The 16,833-nt window shown below is 62.2% G+C and carries 14 protein-coding genes; all 14 read right to left on the bottom strand.

What is annotated here, in order from left to right; genetic code table 11:
* Positions 1–55 precede the first annotated feature (55 nt).
* A complete protein-coding gene (locus AC07E3_RS11705; RefSeq protein WP_478362055.1) occupies positions 56–1,600 on the bottom strand; it encodes an aldehyde dehydrogenase family protein in 1,545 nt (514 codons plus the stop codon).
* Positions 1,593–2,480 carry an NAD(P)-dependent oxidoreductase gene (locus tag AC07E3_RS11710; RefSeq protein ID WP_478362057.1) on the bottom strand — a complete coding sequence of 296 codons (888 nt, stop codon included), beginning with the start codon at positions 2,478–2,480 and terminating at the stop codon, positions 1,593–1,595. Before AC07E3_RS11710 ends, AC07E3_RS11705 begins: the two co-directional genes overlap by 8 nt.
* A gap of 107 nt (positions 2,481–2,587) precedes the next feature.
* Positions 2,588–3,496 (bottom strand): LysR family transcriptional regulator, encoded by a 909-nt coding sequence (locus tag AC07E3_RS11715; RefSeq protein WP_478362059.1) that lies wholly within the window; start codon positions 3,494–3,496, stop codon positions 2,588–2,590.
* Positions 3,496–4,635 carry a M20 aminoacylase family protein gene (locus AC07E3_RS11720; RefSeq protein WP_478362061.1) on the bottom strand — a complete coding sequence of 380 codons (1,140 nt, stop codon included), beginning with the start codon at positions 4,633–4,635 and terminating at the stop codon, positions 3,496–3,498. Before AC07E3_RS11720 ends, AC07E3_RS11715 begins: the two co-directional genes overlap by 1 nt.
* Positions 4,636–4,734: 99 nt before the next feature.
* On the bottom strand, positions 4,735–6,204 hold the full coding sequence (locus AC07E3_RS11725) for an N-acyl-D-amino-acid deacylase family protein (protein WP_478362063.1): 1,470 nt from the start codon (positions 6,202–6,204) through the stop codon (positions 4,735–4,737).
* A gap of 11 nt (positions 6,205–6,215) precedes the next feature.
* Positions 6,216–7,871, bottom strand: a complete 1,656-nt coding sequence (locus tag AC07E3_RS11730; RefSeq protein WP_478362065.1) for an ABC transporter ATP-binding protein — start codon at positions 7,869–7,871, stop codon at positions 6,216–6,218.
* Positions 7,868–8,779: an ABC transporter permease gene (locus AC07E3_RS11735; protein ID WP_478362067.1), complete on the bottom strand. Its 912-nt coding sequence runs from the start codon at positions 8,777–8,779 to the stop codon at positions 7,868–7,870. Before AC07E3_RS11735 ends, AC07E3_RS11730 begins: the two co-directional genes overlap by 4 nt.
* An 8-nt stretch (positions 8,780–8,787) precedes the next feature.
* A complete protein-coding gene (locus AC07E3_RS11740; RefSeq protein ID WP_065815681.1) occupies positions 8,788–9,729 on the bottom strand; it encodes an ABC transporter permease in 942 nt (313 codons plus the stop codon).
* A 7-nt stretch (positions 9,730–9,736) separates the two neighbouring features.
* A complete protein-coding gene (locus AC07E3_RS11745) occupies positions 9,737–11,335 on the bottom strand; it encodes an ABC transporter substrate-binding protein (protein ID WP_478362193.1) in 1,599 nt (532 codons plus the stop codon).
* A 70-nt stretch (positions 11,336–11,405) separates the two neighbouring features.
* Positions 11,406–12,671: a D-amino acid dehydrogenase gene (locus AC07E3_RS11750; RefSeq protein WP_478362069.1), complete on the bottom strand. Its 1,266-nt coding sequence runs from the start codon at positions 12,669–12,671 to the stop codon at positions 11,406–11,408.
* Positions 12,668–14,332, bottom strand: coding sequence for a thiamine pyrophosphate-dependent enzyme (locus tag AC07E3_RS11755; RefSeq protein WP_478362071.1), 1,665 nt, complete (start codon positions 14,330–14,332; stop codon positions 12,668–12,670). The genes AC07E3_RS11750 and AC07E3_RS11755 overlap by 4 nt, the downstream gene beginning before the upstream one ends.
* A 4-nt stretch (positions 14,333–14,336) precedes the next feature.
* Positions 14,337–14,993, bottom strand: a complete 657-nt coding sequence (locus AC07E3_RS11760; RefSeq protein ID WP_336069444.1) for a TetR/AcrR family transcriptional regulator — start codon at positions 14,991–14,993, stop codon at positions 14,337–14,339.
* Positions 14,980–15,918, bottom strand: a complete 939-nt coding sequence (locus tag AC07E3_RS11765; RefSeq protein ID WP_478362073.1) for a DUF6963 family protein — start codon at positions 15,916–15,918, stop codon at positions 14,980–14,982. The genes AC07E3_RS11760 and AC07E3_RS11765 overlap by 14 nt, the downstream gene beginning before the upstream one ends.
* Before the next feature lie 275 nt (positions 15,919–16,193).
* The gene (locus AC07E3_RS11770) at positions 16,194–16,832 is read right to left on the bottom strand and encodes a 2-dehydro-3-deoxy-6-phosphogalactonate aldolase (RefSeq protein ID WP_478362075.1); all 639 of its coding nucleotides are present in this window, start codon (positions 16,830–16,832) and stop codon (positions 16,194–16,196) included.
* Between the last annotated feature and the right edge of the window lies 1 nt (position 16,833).

The following is a 16,833-nucleotide window of genomic DNA, read 5'->3' on the forward strand; positions in this document are numbered from 1 at the left end:
TTAACGCGGGCCGGGATGGAACAAAGGGCGGCCCTGGAGGGACCGCCCATGCGGTTCAGCCCGGTGCGTAACCGAAGCCGATCGTCGGATCGGCTGCGGTTTCGACCCAGACCGATTTTGTTGTCGTGTAGGCGGCAAGCGCTTCCCGGCCGGAAGAGCGCCCGTAGCCCGACTGGCCAAAGCCGCCGAAGGGCGACATGACATTGATGGTCTTGTAGCTGTTGATCCAGAATGTGCCAGCGCGAACTTTCGCCGCAACCCGGTGCGCACGCCCGACATCCCGCGTCCAGACCGCGCCTGCGAGCCCATAGGGTGTGTCGTTGGCGAGCGCGACAGCCTCTTCCTCGTCGTCGAAGGAGAGAACCGACAGAACGGGGCCGAACACCTCCTCCCGGGCGATCTCCATCTCGCGCGACACGCGATCGAGAATTGTCGGGGCGTAGAAGAAACCGCCGGTTTCGCCCAGGGCATCCGGCTTACCTCCGCCTGTCGCCAGATGCGCACCTTCTGAAACGGCGTTGCGCACCATCGTGTCCACCTTGTCCCACTGGCGCGCATTGTTGACCGGGCCGATCTGCGTGGCCGGATCAAGCGGCATACCGACGGGAATGCGCGCGCTGGCCTGCGCCAGTTTCTCGACCATCTCGGCATGCACGCTGCGATGCACCAGAAGGCGCGAGCCCGCCACGCAGCTCTGGCCGCATGCGGCGAAGATTGCCGCCTGCGCGCCGATCACCGCACGGTCGACATCCGCATCGGCGAAAACGATATTGGCGGACTTGCCGCCCAGTTCCAGGATCGACGGGATGAGACGCCGGGCCGCAGCCGCCGCAATCGCCGCGCCTCCCGTGGCCGAGCCCACGAAGACGACGAGCCCCGTGGCGGGGTGTTCGATCATTTTCTGGCCGGCAGTCGGTCCCTGCCCGGCAATCACATTGACGAGGCCCTTCGGCGCACCTGCCCTGACGCACAGGGCGGCAATGACGAGCGAGCTCAGCGGCGTGAGCTCGGACGGTTTCAGCATCACGGCATTGCCCGCGCAGATCGCCGGTGCAACCTGCCAGCAGCAGGTAAAGAGCGGTGCATTCCACGGGGTGATCTGCGTCACGACACCGATGGGCTCGTGACGGGTGTAATTCAGATGGCTCGACGGCACCGGGATGACGTCACCGGTGATCTTGTCGCACCAGCCGGCATAATATTCGAACATCTCGGCCATGCGGGCAGGCTCACCGGCTGCGTCTCGGATCGGGCGGCCGGCAGAGATCGCCTCAAGACGTGAGAGTGGCTCCGCATTGGAACGAATCTGGCGTGCAATCTCGAACATGATGCGCCCGCGCTCGGAGGCCGTCTTGCCCCACCATTCTCGCTGCGCTGCGATGGCTGCTTCGGCCGCGGCATTCACGACCGCCGCACCGGCATCCGGAAACTCGGTGAAAATCTTGCCCGTGGCAGGGTCGGTCAGCGCAAGGGTTTCGCCATCGCCCCGCATCAGCTGTCCTGCCACATGGTTCTGCACGTCGGCACTGCCCAGAAGCTCAGTCAGCAACCGTGCGACTTCGACGCGCGTATCGGTTGCGGGAATCATGTCGTCAGCCATTGGTCTTCTCTTTCGTCGCGGCCTCAACACGGCCGAGCAGCATGAAATCCTGATTGTCGGAAACGCCCGAACTCTCTTCGGTCCAGAGACTGGCGACCAGTTCCGAAACCGGCATGGCGCAGCCGCTTTCCTGCGCCAGTTCGAGCGCCAGCCGCACGTCCTTGCGCATCAGCCCGGCGGAGAATCCGCTGTCGAAACTGCCGCTCACCACCCAGTTGGGGAAATGGATTTCACTAAGCGCGCTGCGACCCGTGGCGCTGTTGATGACGGAAAGCGCGTCTTCCGCCGGCAGGCCCGATGCCTCGGCAAGGCGCAGGCCTTCGGCCGTGGTCAGCATGTGGCAGGCCACCAGCATGTTGTTGACCAGTTTGGCGATATTGCCGGAACCGCTTGGCCCGACATGGATCACCCTGGAGGCAAGTGCATCCAGAACCGGTTTCGCCTGCGCGACCCACTGCGCATCGCCGCCCAGCATCACCGACAGAGAGCCGCTGGCCGCACCCTGAGGACCACCGCTGACAGGCGCATCGAGAAAGCCATGACCAAGATCGGCAAGTTTCGCCGCCAGTTCACGGCTTACCGACGCCTCGGATGTGGACGTGTCGACAATGATTTTCGGGGTCTTGAAAGCACCGGCAGCCAGTCCGGTCTCGATCGTCGCCTTCACATGGCTGGCCAAAGGCAGCGAAAGCACGATCACATCGCTCGCTTCGATCACACCGGCCGGCGTCTCATGGGTAGCGATGCCGGCTTCTGCGGATCTTGCCATGGCCTGCGGTGCAAGATCAAAAGCTGCCACCGAAAACCCTTTGGCCAGAAGGGAGCGGGCCATGCCCATTCCCATCGCTCCAAGACCGATCACACCGACCGACTGCGTCATGATACCTCCCGTTTCACTTGGCATTCATGACACTGCGGTGACAGCGTGTTGTTTTGTAGATAGCGATTCAGGTACGTAGCGTTGCCATTTCGGCAACACCGAACGATCTAATTTTGAAATGCCACCATGTTTGCGGCCAGATAGTCGATCGTCACCGCAGCGGACTGCGGCAGGCGCCGGCGCGCCCGCACCATGAGATGCGCACTGACGTGCCGCAGACTTTCCTCGTCGAGGTCAATGATTGCGACTTCGCCCCGCTCAGCCTGGATGGAAACGGAGAAGCGCGGAAGGAAACTGCCGCCCATGCCTGCACCGACATAGCGGATCAGAGCGGCGATGGAAGACGTTTCGACCTGCGGACGCAGCGCCAGTCCGAGGTCACCGGCCGCACGCGCCACCAGAGCCCTGATGCCGTGTCGGGTATCGAGAATGGCAAAGGAATGATCAAGCATCTCTGCAAGCCGTACAGACCGGCGTTCGGCGAGCGGGGAGCCCACGGGAACAACACCGCAGAGCGGTTGTCTGGCAAGAGCGACGGAGCGCGTTGCCTCCATGGGAACGGGATTGTAGGCGATACCCAAATCCGCGTCCCCTTCGATCACCCGGCGCTGAATTTCCTCGGTTCCGGCAATGTCGATGCGAAAGCGCAGATGAGGATGCTTGCTCCCGAGCGGTCCAAGGCCATTCTGCATCAAATCGGCGGCGAACCCTTCGCCCACGGCGATGCGCACCACCTGACCGCCCGTGTCCCTGAATTTGCCAAGCTGATCGAGCAGGAACGTTTCCTCGTCCTGCCGGACAAGCGCATGCTCACGAACCAGGCGCCCCGCATCCGTCAGCACGATGCCCTGGGCGCTGCGCTCCACCAGGGCAACGCCCAGCCGTGCCTCCGCTTCGGCGAGCCTGCGGCTGATCGCCGAAGGCGCCACGTTCAGCCGTTCCGCCGCACGACGGATCGAGCCCTCGCGGGCAACGACCAGAAACGCCCGCAGAAAGCGGCTGTCCAGCGCGTCCATCAGCCTGACAGGGCCTGCCGCACCAGCCGCACCCAGAACTCGGCACCAGTCGGCAGCACATCGTCATTGAAATCGAAATGCGGTGAATGGAGCCCGGGATTCTCCCCCTCACGCGCCGCGCCCAGCCAGATATAGGCCCCCGGTTTCTCGTTCAGCATGAAGGCAAAATCCTCCGATGCCATGCTCGGCCCTGCCTCGCCTGTGTCGAGCCCCATGGCCCCGCCAACGCGTCTCGCCAGCGCCGCCTCATCCGCGCTGTTGATCGTTGCCGGATAACGTCGCTGATAATCGATATTCGCCCGGCAGCCATGTGCCGCGGCGATGCCGCGAACCACTTCGGAAAGCCGCGTCTCGATTTCATCCCCCGCCTGCGACTGGAACCAGCGTGCCGTGCCGCGCACCACGGCGCGGTCCGGGCAGACGTTGAAGGCGGACCCGGTGTGGATCTGTGTCACCGAAACCACGCCCGGCACCAGTGGCGAAAGCCGTCGCGCCGGCAATTCCTGCAAAGCAGCGGCCATCCGCGCAGCGGCGGCCACCACACCATCACTCTGTTCGGGCATGGCAGCATGCCCGCCACGCCCTTCGATCGTGATCTCGAAAATGGCGAAGGCTGCCATCATCTCGCCGTCGCGGGCGACAAGCCGGCCGGGTGCGAGCCCCGGCCAGTTGTGAATGCCAAAAACCGTATCGCATGGGAACTTGTGGAAAAGGCCGTCCTCGATCATCACCCGTGCGCCGCCATCGTTTTCTTCCGCCGGCTGGAAGATCAGCGTCACGTTTCCGCCGGTCACGCCGTCGGCCGCCATCTGGCGCGCGGCCAGAAGCAGCATCGCGGTGTGTCCGTCATGCCCGCATGCGTGCATCTTGCCGGGATGGGTCGAAGCGTGGTCGAGCCCCGTTGCTTCCTCGATGGGCAGGGCGTCGATATCCGCCCGCAAACCGACCGAACGGTTTCCCTCGCCCAGTCGGGCCACAACGCCGGTCTGCGCGAGCCCCGTTTGAACCTGCCAGCCCCAGCCGTCAAGCAGGCCGGCGATCAGCTTCGAGGTGCGCTCTTCCTGAAACCCCAATTCGGGATGACGGTGCAGGTCGCGCCGCCACGCAACAGCCTCGTCGATATGAGCGCTTTCGAACATTCTCTCACCCTTTCAGCAATGTCGGCGGAACACCGCCGACCGCAACGCACCCGAATGGTCGTGAAAGAGGAGTCCGCAATTGTCAATAACACGAAGCGATCAGGCGGTGGCCTCAGCCTCTCGGGATCGTCGCAGCACACGGCCAGGGCGCGCGCCAGTCGATTGCCCCTCCCGCCAGACAATCGTTCCATTGACCAGAACCGCCTCTATGCCTCTGGAAAGCGTCTTGGGGTTTTCAAACGTGGCACAGTCGATGACGGTGTCCGGGTTGAAAAGCGTGATATCCGCATACGCCCCTTCCCGCACAACGCCACGATCCGCAAAGCCGAATTCAAGCGCGGTGAGACCGGTCATTTTGAACACGGCCGTCTCAAGCGGAAAGAGCCCGATATCGCGGCTGTAATGTCCGAGCACACGCGGGAAAGTTCCCCAGAGCCGCGGATGAGGGTTCTCGTCATGCGGCAGGCCGTCCGACCCTATCATGGTCGGTACGTATTTCAGGATGCGCTGAACATCATCCTCGTGCATCCGGAAATAGACAGCACCGGCCGGCTGCAGGCGCCGAACGGCCTCTTCAAAAGCGCAGCCCATGACTTCCATCACGTCATCGAGGGTCTGGCCGGCATATTGCGGCAGCGGCCGCGACCAGGTGATGACGGTCTTTGGCGAGTTGCGCGCGTGATCGGCCGTAAGAATGGTCGAGGATGCGGTGTAGGGATAGCAATCAAGACAAACGGGCTGCTCTTTCATCTGCTTGTCGATCAGCGCCAGGGTTTCGACCGACCGGCCATGATTGTTAACGCCCGCGAGCTTGTGGTGCGAAATCAGAAGCTGCACCCCGACCTCGGATGCGATCCGGAAGGATTCTTCAAGCGACTCCATCGTGTGGTCGCCCTCGTCGCGCATGTGTGTTGCGTAGAGCCCGTCATAAGCGGCCATGGGCCGGCAAACCTCAATCACCTCCTCGGTGGTTGCCGCCTGCGCCGGTGGATAGGCCAGCCCCGTCGAAACACCGATGGCACCCGCCTGCATTGCCTCTTGCACAAGCGCCTGCATCGCCGCAATCTCCGAGGGCGTCGCTTCGCGGTTAAGGTCATCCATGGCAATGGCGCGCAAGGTCGTATGGCCGACGAGCATTGCGCTATTCGTCGCCGCCGGCTGCTCTTCGAGCGCGCTGAGATAGTCAGCGAAAGTCCTGTAGCGATACCAGTCACCGGTCTCATCAAGCAGATCAAGCGGCGGGGTCACCGGCTTGCGCACCGGTTCGGGCATGGGCGCAAGCGAAATGCCGCAATTGCCGCCCACAACAGTGGTGACGCCCTGACTGACCTTGGCCGTCATATCGCCAGCCGAAAGCAGGATGCGATCGTCATGTGTGTGGGAATCGATGAAGCCGGGAGCAAGGATAAGACCCGTGGCATCAATCTCGGTCTCCGCCCGGGCACCGGCAAGGTTCCCGATGGCAGCGATACGGTCGCCCGAAACGCCGACATCGGCCGCGTAACGCTCGGCGCCGGTTCCGTCGATGACAAGCGCGTTGCGGATCAGGATGTCGAAGGCCTGCGGCATGGTGTTTTCCTTCATAGCGGGAGCGGGCGAAAGTTTTGGAAATCCCAATGGCGGCCCGGCGCGGCCTCCAGCAGCAATTGGGTGTAGGGCTGTTTTGGGCAAGTCAGCACGTCGGCGGCGGGGCCGAACTCGACGATCTTCCCCTTCTGCATAACCATGATCGTGTCGCAGATCTGTGCAGCCACTCTCAGATCATGGGTGATGAACAGAACACCGACACCGGTCTTGCGGCGGATATCGTCGAGAAGCTCGAGCACCTGCGCCTGAACGGACACATCGAGTGCAGACACCGCTTCATCGGCCACCAGAACGTCCGGTTCCAGTGCCAGCGCGCGCGCAATGCAGATACGCTGGCGCTGACCGCCCGAGAACTGGTGCGGATAGCGTTTCAGGGCATCCGCCGGCAGGCCGACCAGCCCCATCAGTTCGCCTGCCCGGCGCAGCGCCTGCGCGCGGACCACACCAAAATTCGTCAACCCCTCGATAATGGATTCGCCAACGGTCAGGCGAGGATTGAGAGAGCGGAACGGGTCCTGAAAAACCATCTGGATGCGTTTGCGTACGGAAAGCAGCGCCGAGCCTCGAACGGCGGCAATGTTTTCTCCGCAAACGACAACCTCGCCCTGCGTCGGATCCTGAAGACGCACGATGCAGCGCGCGACCGTAGATTTTCCGGACCCGGATTCACCGACCACGCCCAGGATCTCCCCCCGGCGCACGGTCAGGTCGACATCCACCGCCGCCGCCACTTCACGCCTGGCACCGAGGAACCTTTTCTGCGCGTAGATCTTGCCCAGCCCTTTGACCGACAGAACGATGTCGCCGTCATTGGCTTTACGTGCCTCCGGCACAAGACTTGGGACCGAAGAGACCAGCATTCGGGTGTAGTCCTTGTCCGGGGCGGACAATATCTGCTCCCGTGTCCCGACCTCGACGACTTCGCCCCGGTTCATCACGACCACGCGGTCCGCGATGTCTGCCACGACGCCGAAATCATGGGTGATGAAAAGCACCGCCGTGTTGTGCTTTTCCTGAAGTTCGCGGATCAGCAGCAATATCTGCTTCTGGGTGGTGACATCGAGTGCCGTGGTCGGCTCATCCGCGATCAGAAGCCTGGGCTCGAGGATCAGCGCGATGCAGATCACCACCCTTTGCCGCTGCCCTCCGGAGAGCTGATGCGGGTAGGAACTGTAAATGCGTTCCGGCTCCGGCAAATGCACCGCTTCGAGCATCTCCATGACCTTCTCGCGCCGGGCCTTCCTGCCCATGCGTTTGTGGATGCGCAGCACTTCATCTATCTGCTCACCCACGGTCTCGACCGGGTTGAGCGCTGTCATCGGCTCCTGGAAGATCATCGCCATTCTGGTTGCGCGCAGGGCACGTAGGCGTTCCTTATCCGCTTCGAGAACGTTCTCGCCATCGAGTTCGATGCGCCCGCCTGAACAGTGCAGCGCTTCGCGCGAAAGAAGCCCCATGATGGAGAAGGCTGTGACAGATTTGCCCGAACCGGATTCTCCCACCACACAGACCGTCTCTCCCGGATGCACCGTGAAGCTCACGTCACTCACCACCTTCGCCGAGGGATTTCCAGCAAGGCTGACGGCAAGATTGCGGACGTCGAGCACCGGCCTCCCGGTTTGCGCCAGATCGTTTTTCTGATTGCTCATGTTCTCTTCGCCATCTTGGGATCGAGCACGTCACGCAGCACATCGCCAAGAATGTTCACGCTCAACAGCGTGAACGCCAGGATGATGCCGGGATAGAGGACGAGGCTCGGATAAAGCTGAAAATACATGCGACCGTCGGCCATCATGTTTCCCCAGGAGGGGATTTCCGTGGGCAGGCCGGCTCCGAGGAAACTAAGGGTTGCTTCCGTCAGAATGGCGGAGGCGAATATGAAGGTCCCCTGCACGATCAGCGGCGCCACCGTGTTCGGCACCATATGGCGGATCAGCAGCCGATAGGTCGGTGTACCAAGCGAGATCGCGGCTTCCACATAGGCTTCCGAGCGCACATTGAGAATGATGCTGCGCACCAGCCGGACCACACGCGGAATCTCCGGCACGGTGATGGCCACGAGCACGGTCACCAGCGATGCACCCGTCAGGGAAACAAGCGCAATGGCAAGCAGAATGCTGGGGATCGCCATGATGCCGTCCATCACCCGCATGATGAGGGTGTCGGCGAAACGGATGTAGCCCGCAACCACGCCGATGATCAGGCCGACCACAAGGCTGGCTGCCGCCGCACCCAGACCAACGGTCAGCGAAACGCGCGCGCCAAAAAGCAGACGCGAATAGACATCGCGCCCGAATGCATCATTGCCCAGCCAGTGCTCGGGCGAAACGCCTGCAAAGCGCTGCAGCGGATCGATCGCAATCGGATCCGCCCTGATCAGGAACGGCGCGAAGACGGCCAGAAGCGCGACCACCGTCAGCACGACAAAGGCCAGGAAAACGGGAACGCTTCTGAGGGAAAGAAGCATCTGCGCTGCAAGGGATGACCTGTCGCTGCGCGCCGGCGCGCGCGCTGCCGGTTCTGCAAGCAGATCGCCCTGAATTGTATTGTTGCTCATCGTGATCCTCAGTAGCGGATGCGCGGATCAAAAACGGTGTAGAGAATATCCACCACCAGGTTGATCAGGACGTAGGTGAACGAAAACAGCAGGATGAGTCCCTGAATGACGGGATAATCCCTGGCCAGAACCGCCTCCACGACGAGACGCCCGAGCCCGGGAAGATTGAACACGGATTCAGTGACCACCACGCCCGTGATCAGAGACGCAACACCGATGCCGATCACCGTGACGATGGGCACTGCCGCATTGCGCAGGGCATGGCGCAGGAGCACGCTGGTCTCCTTCGCGCCCTTGGCACGGGCCGTGCGGATGAAATCCTCGCCCATCACATCGATCACGCTGCTGCGGGTCATGCGCGCCACAAGCGCGATATAGATGCCGCTCAGGGCAAGTGTTGGCAGGACAAGGCGCTGGAAGAACGGCCACAGACCCTTATCGACGGAACTGTACCCCTGCACGGGAAACCATCCGAGTTTGAGCGCCATGAGATAGATCAGAAGATATCCGATGACGAATGTCGGAATGGAAAACCCGAGCACGGAGAAGGTCATCACCGTGCGATCGAGCAACCCGCCGGGATTGCGCGCGGCGACCACCCCCATCGGGATCGCAACGACGATCGTCAGCAGTATGGTCAGGACCGCGAGTGAAAGCGTCGGCCCGATACGGCCGCCGATCATCTCGAGAACCGGCGTGCCGGAGAGCAGCGACACGCCCAGGTCTCCCTGGGCGAGCTGCTTCATCCATACATAGAGCTGGACCATGATCGGCTGATCCAGCCCCATGCTGCGGCGGATTGCCTCCAGTTGCGCACCGGAGGCGTCGTCACCGGCAAGGATGGCGGCCGGATCGCCAGGCGTCAGGCGAAGCATGGCAAAAACCACGACCGCGACCATGGCCATCACCGGCAGTGTCGCCACTGCCCGTTTGATGACATAGGAAAACATCAGGCTGCTACTCCGCCGCTTTCTTGATGTTCCAGAACAGGGTCACCGGCGCTTCCAGGAATCCGGTCCATTCGCTGTCATAGGCGGCGGGAATGCGGAACTGGCCAAGCGGCCCCACCACGCCCTTGTCGATGGCAAGCTTCTGGATTTTGGCGGCAATGGCCTTTTGCTCTTCCGCATCCGCCGCTCGTGCATAGTCAAGACGCAGCGCCTCGATCTCCGGCACATCCGGCCAGCCGGCCCATGATTTGCGCCCCGCCGTCGACAGCGTGGTGTTGCCGAAGGGGTCACCGCTGGTTGCCAGAATGCTGTAGGTGGAGAAGGCGTTCCAGCCGCCCTCCTCCGGAGACTTCTGGTTGCCCTGCTGGGTCACCACCGTCTGCCAGTCCATGGTCTTGAGGTCGACATTGAACCCGGCCTTGCGCCAGGCATCGGCCATGACAATGGGCTGTGCCGCCAGCATGGCAATGTCGGTTGGCTGAAGAAGCACGACCGGCGTACCATCGTAATTGGCCTCCTTCAGAAGATCCCTGGCGCGCTCAATGTCCGCGTTGACGACCCATTCTTCGCCATAACTATCTTCATTGGGATTGCCGCAGCCCATGACCGCCGCGCAGGTCTGGAAATATTCCGGGTTCCCCACAAGCATACGCAGGACATCTTCCTGCCCCACCGCCGCCATGGCGGCCTGGCGGACCAGTTCGTTGTCGAAAGGCGGGTGAAGATGATTCATCCGGAAATAGGTCCACGAACCAAGCTTGTCGATGACCTTCACGTCGATGCCATCGGCAGCCTCTACCAGCGGCAGAAGATCGAAGGGTATCTGCTGGATGAAATCGATCTCGTCATTCTGCAGCGCGTTGATGGCCGTCATCTGGTCGGGCATTGTCACCCATTCGACCCGGTCCACGTTCACCACCTTGCCCCCGGCGGTCCAGCTCGGCGGCTCATCCCGTGGCACATAATCCCCGTTCTTTTCGTAGACCACACGCACGCCCGGCTGGAACTCCTCTTCGATGAACCGGAACGGGCCCGAGCCCACATATTCTGTGATCGGCTGAGAGCCCGGCGTTTCTGCCACGCGTTTGGGCATCATGAAAGCGGGGCGGGAGCTAAGCTTGGAGAGGCCCGATAGCAGGAGCGTTGTCGGCTGCGTCAGCTTGATGACGAAGGTTTTGTCGTCGGTCGCGGTGATGTCCTCAACCATTGTCATCAGCGCCAGTCCGGTGGTGTCGACCCCACCCCAGCGCTTGATCGAGGCAATGCAGTCCTCAGACGTCACCGGCGCGCCGTCATGCCATTTGAGACCATCACGCAGTGTGAAAGTGTAGGTCTTCTTGTCGTCGGAAACCGTCCAGCTCGCCATCTGCGGCTGCACCTTGAACTCCGAGTCGACGCCGAGAAGCGTGTCGTAGATCATGTAGCCATGATCGCGCGTCAGAAAGGCAGTGCTCATCACCGGATCCATCACGCGGAGGCCCGACATCATCACGGCCTTCACCGTCTCGGCCTGCGCGCCCGTCGAGGCCGCGACTGGAACAAGCACGGAAGCGGCGCAAAGCAGGGCCCGGCTTCCGCGTAACAAACTCTTGCAAGACAACATCATCATTCTTCCCCTTTGTGGTTGCATTCCAATTCCGCCGCCCGGTTGGGCCGGGCGGATCTCGTCAACCGCGCTAATGGAGCGCGAAAGCATGTCGTTGAACGGCACAGGGCCGGCCGGCCAGGCGATCGGCAAGGAGCCGGGCACTTCCCGCAGCAAGGGTGAAACCGAGCATGCCGTGACCGGCGTTGATCCAGAGATTGCCGCACGGCGTCGCACCGATAAGCGGTGTGCTGTCGGGCCGGGCGGGGCGCATACCCGCCCACACCTTCGGCTGAGCAGCAGGGGCAAGCTCCGGCAACAATGCGTTGACCTGGGATTTGAGAAGATCGATACGCCGCGCGGTCACGCCGGAATCCCGGTCCCCGATATCGACCATGCCCGCAACACGCAGCCGATCGCCGAGGCGGGCGTAGACCACTTTGCTGTGAATGTCGCTGACGCTGCGGGCGGGCGCGCGGCTCTTCTCCGTCAGCTCATAGGTCAGGCTGTATCCCTTGAGCGGATGGATCATCGGGTTGAAGCCCGCCGCCAAGCCAAGTTTCTGTGCACCGAGCCCGTTTGCGATGACATAGGCATCCGCAGACAGAGGGGGCCCATCGGTCTCGAGGCCGACGACCTGCTGCCTGCTGAAGCGAAAGCCCCTTACTTCTGTGTTGAAGCGAAAGGTTACATTGTGCGGTGCGGCCGAAAGCTGGCGGTGCATCTCGACACACAGCTTGAGGCAATCGCCTGCGTCTTCCTCGGGCATGAAAATGCCGCCGACGATTCCATGACCGCCCGCCTGCAAGGCAGGTTCCATTTCCAGACAGTCGCGCCGGCTTAAAATGCGCTGTCCACCGGTTGTGGCATCGCGCATCTGCAGCTGGCGGCAGGCGAGCGCGTAAGCCGCCTGATCCTGATAGACGAGCAGCTTTCCGGTGGAGGAGAAGTCGAAGGCATAGCCTTCGCGCGCAACCATCTCGCGCAGAAGCGCCCTGCTCGAGAGCCCGAGCTCCAGCATGTCGCGGGTCGTGCGGTGAACCGTTTCCCGACGGCACGCTTTGAGGAATGCCAATCCCCAGCGCCACTGTGCAGGGTCGGCACGCAGCCGGAAATTCAGCGGTGCATCCCTGTCCATCAACCAGGATGGCAATTTGGGCAGGACTGCCGGATCGGCAAGCGGCGCGACAAAACTATAGCTCAACTGGGCGCCATTGGCCCTGCTCGTCTCAAGTCCTGGTTCAGCGTTCCTGTCCACCACCGTCACTGTGTGACCGTCGCGCCTCAGGAAGTAGGCGGTCATCAGGCCAACAATGCCGGCGCCGATCACCACGACGTGTTTGTGCCCTTTGTTCATGCCGCGCTCCCGCGCAACGCCGCGATCGTAGCAGCCGCCGAAATGTGCTCCAGGCTCGTGCGAACGGTGATGACGGCTGCACATCGGGCCTGGACTGCGGCCTTGAGGGCACCCTCGATCTGCGAAACGTTGTCCACCGTGAGGCTCAGCGTTCCGAAAGAGGATGCAAAGACCGGAAAATCCGGGTTCGTCAGGCCGGTCATGCCGACCCGACCGGGGAAATGTTTTTCCTGATGCATGCGAATGGTGCCGTAGGAGCCATTGTCCGACACGATCACAATTGGCTTCGCGCCATAATGCATGGCCGTCGCCAGTTCATTGCCTGTCATCAGAAAGCCGCCGTCTCCGACAAAGCACACAACCTGCCGCTCCGGATGCCGCAGGCTTGCGGCCACCGCCGCAGGCACGCCATATCCCATGGCGCCGGAGGCGGGTGCCAGCATCGTGCGACCGCCACCGAAACGCATCAGGCGCTGGACCCAGCCACCGAAGTTTCCTGAATCGATGGTGATGATTGCGTCATCGGCCAGCAAGCGGTCGGCAGCCGCGACAAAATCACCGAACACAACACCATCTTCTGCGTCCCCTGCGCTCCGCCATTCGCGCAGGGACCGGGCAACCGCGTGAAGCGCTGCGCTCCAGTCGGTGTGTTGCGACGCAGGCGCATCGGGCGCGATGGCAAGAAGTTGTTCGAGAAATATCAGCGGCTCCGCCGCCAGCCCCAAGGCGAGACCCCGTACATGGCCGACCGCCATGGCATCGGGCCAGACCTGCACCACCTTCTGCGCCGGCAGAGGCGCGGCCGGAAAGGTGTAGCCCTGCGTCGTCACATCACCGAGCCTTGTGCCGACGCCGATGACGAGATCGGCCTTTGCAACTGCCTCGGCAAGCGCAGCCGGAGCGCCATAGGCGAGATGGCCCGCAAACTGCTGATGATCGTTTGGCAGAAGGTCGGCATGCCGCACAGCCGTTGCAACGGGGATCGCAAACGCTTCCGCCACGGCCTTCAGGGTCGTTTGCGCTGCATCGGATTTCAGCAGCCCTCCAGCGATCAGCAGTGGCCGTTCGGCATCCGCGATCATATCCCGGACATCGATCATGTCCTGCTGTGAGGCAGCAGCACGGGCAACACGGTTGACCTGCACGGCGGGCGTTTCAACCAGATCTTCCAGCATGTCTTCCGGGAGGGCGACGACCACTGGCCCGGGCGTACCACTCAATGCGGCGTGGAATGCCGTGGCCACGGTATCGACCAGGCGGGCAGCGTCATTGACTTCGACAACCCATTTCGCGACCGAGCCGAAGACCCTCCCGTAATCCATTTCCTGAAACGCGTTCATCTGTCGATGCGCGCGCTCCACCTGCCCGATGAACAGCACCAGAGGAACCGCATCCTGCTGGGCGGAGTGAACAGCGATCGCCGCATTCATGGCGCCTGGACCGCGGCTTACAAAAGCAACGCCTGCCCGACCGGTAAGCCGCGCATCGGCCAGCGCCATGAAGCCTGCACCGCTTTCATGCCTTGTCGTCACAACCGAAACGGCAGGCTGTTCGACAAGAGCGTCAAGCACACTGAGATAACTCTCGCCAGGTACGCAGAAAACCCGGTCTATGCCGTGAACCCTGAGCGATTCCACCAGGAGGTCGGCAGCGCGCTTCATCAATTTACCTATCCTTCCCGGTGTCAGCGGATGGGCGTTTGCCCTCCAGCGTGCGGAGCGATTTTGATTTCAGATCTTCGGGCAAAGACGCTGTCAGGTGTTCGACAGCCTTCCAGAGCCGATCCCAACCCTCCGGCGTGCGAAGGGGGACACCTAGGAAGTACTCTTCGGTTTTTGCACGCAGCATCAGATAGAGAATGCCGGCCAGCATGATGCTGACCACGGCGGGCACATCGGCTTCCTCCGTCAGACCGTCGACACGGTCTATGAAGGCGCGTGCAGCGCTTTCGCGTCGATCCGCCAGTTTGGCGCTGACATCGTTTCGTTCAATCAACTCCCAGCGGCGGACCTCGCAAAGCGGCTGATTGTTGGCCAGCGCATCGATCTGCTCGCGCAGCATCGTCAGGATGAGATCAGCCGGCGGGCGTTCGCTCGATTCGTTGCCCTTCACGACGCTTGAGCTCTTGGTCCAGAAATCCTGCTCCTGCATCCAGGTCAGCATGAGGCCCGGCATGCCGTCGAAATAGCGATAGATCAGCTCCTTGCTGACACCGGCGCGCTTGGCCACGGAATTTACCCCGACGCCGGCCATGCCCGTCTCGCAGATCTGCTCCTCCAGCGCCTGAAGGATGGACCGCTCGGTCCGCTCACGCCGTGACATGGCTTCTCCTCATCATCATGCTTCTTTGAACGGGCAAACCGTGTGGATGGGCCAGTCCGTCCGCCAGACGGGCAACCAGTTCCGTCTCCGCGAAGCCGACTGGCTGCCCTTCCTGCCAGACCTCGGTGGAAAGGTAGACTGCCGTCCCCAGGCGGCGAGCCGCACACACGCGCGGATCGGCACTCTGCAGCGCGACAATCCGGCCGTTCAGATCAATGTGGACGCGGTCACGCGCGGCAGCCTCGACGGTGACCGGCGCTTCCAGCCGGATGATCGCGTGGCCGGCCGGTAATCCCGTCAGTTCCTGCCAGGCAAGCTCACCGAGAATCTCCGCAAGCGCCTGACACGTCCCGGTGGCTGCGAAAATTGAGTTGTGAAGCAGCGAAAATCCACAGCCCCCCTCTTCGCGGTGCGCCTGTCCGAGATCGCCACGCCGCAACACTCTGCCGGAATTTCCGGTTCCCAACCGTCCATCGATGGTTACGGCGATCAACCCGGCATCGATCTCGGGATCCTGGGCGAGCACCGCGTCAACACTGCCCTGCGGCGCCTCACCACCAGCCAGTTTCTCCAGAACGGCACTGTTGACGGACACGCCATCGGCCGAAACGCTGTTGGGAAGACGATGCCCGGTCACGAGACCGGAGCCGGCCCGCCCCACGAGAAACTGTGTCAAAGGCTCAGGGCGGTCGGGTCCGCTCGAGATCAAAGCCGCGCAGGGGGCCCGGAACCATTCCTCGGGAATGTCGAGCGAGGAGATTCCGCCATTCTGTGTGGTTCTGTAAGCAACCGAACCATCGGCCTCGATAACCGCCAGAACGGCAAAGCCGCCAATGGCTCCACGGCCACAGAGCTCCGCCGCTGAAACGGCTGCCTGAATGGCTGCCACTGAGCCTTTGCCATATGCCGCAATTCCGATGGTCAAGACCGAACCTCAGCAGACTTTCAGGAGGTCGATACCCCCGTTTGCCAAAATGTGAACACCTGGTCACATTTGAAAGCTAGTGCTAAACTCACGGCCTTGTCAATCGATCAAAGCGAATGATGATGTGTTTGATGAACAGAGATCGAGCGTGCTCCCAACCGAGTCTGCTGGGGCACTCGTACGCATGACCAGCCGAATGAGAGGGAACTCCGCCAGGGGCCCGGTCGGCGTGGAAATTGTCTGCCGAACCCGATCCGGCAGCCGATCACTGCAGCTCAGTGTGCGGAGGCGCGATCATAGGCTTCGACGGTCTTGCGGGCCCTGACGCGAACGGCGTCGAGTGCATCACCAGGCCGGTAGAGACCCGTCCCAAGACCGAAGGCGCGCACGCCGATCTTGAAATAGTCGCCGAACGAGGCATCGGAAACCCCGCCAACAGCGCAGACAAGTGCTTCTTCCGGAAGAATTGCCTTGATGGCTGAAATGCCGGAAACGCCCAATGCGGAAGCTGGAAAGAATTTTAGCGCCGAGGCACCGCATTTGTGCGCCAGAAGCGCTTCGCTGGGCGTGAAGACGCCGGGCATGGAGACCATGCCAAGCGCGACACTGCGCCGGATCACATCGGGATCCGTGTTCGGACTGACGACCAGTTGGCCGCCGATGTCCGACAGCCGGTCGACATCCTCGACGGTGAGCACGGTGCCGGCGCCTACGAACGCCCGGTTTCCGGCAACAGCAATGGCCGTTTCGATGGACTGGAAGGGGTCGGGCGAGTTCAGCGGCACCTCGATGGATGTGATGCCTTCGTCGATCAGCATCTCGGTCATGGCCGCGACCTCGGAGGGACGAATGCCACGCAGGATCGCCACCAGGGCCCGCTTCTTTCCGGGCCAGATAATATCTCGTTCTGCCATG

The organism is Nitratireductor lacus (assembly GCF_056431025.1).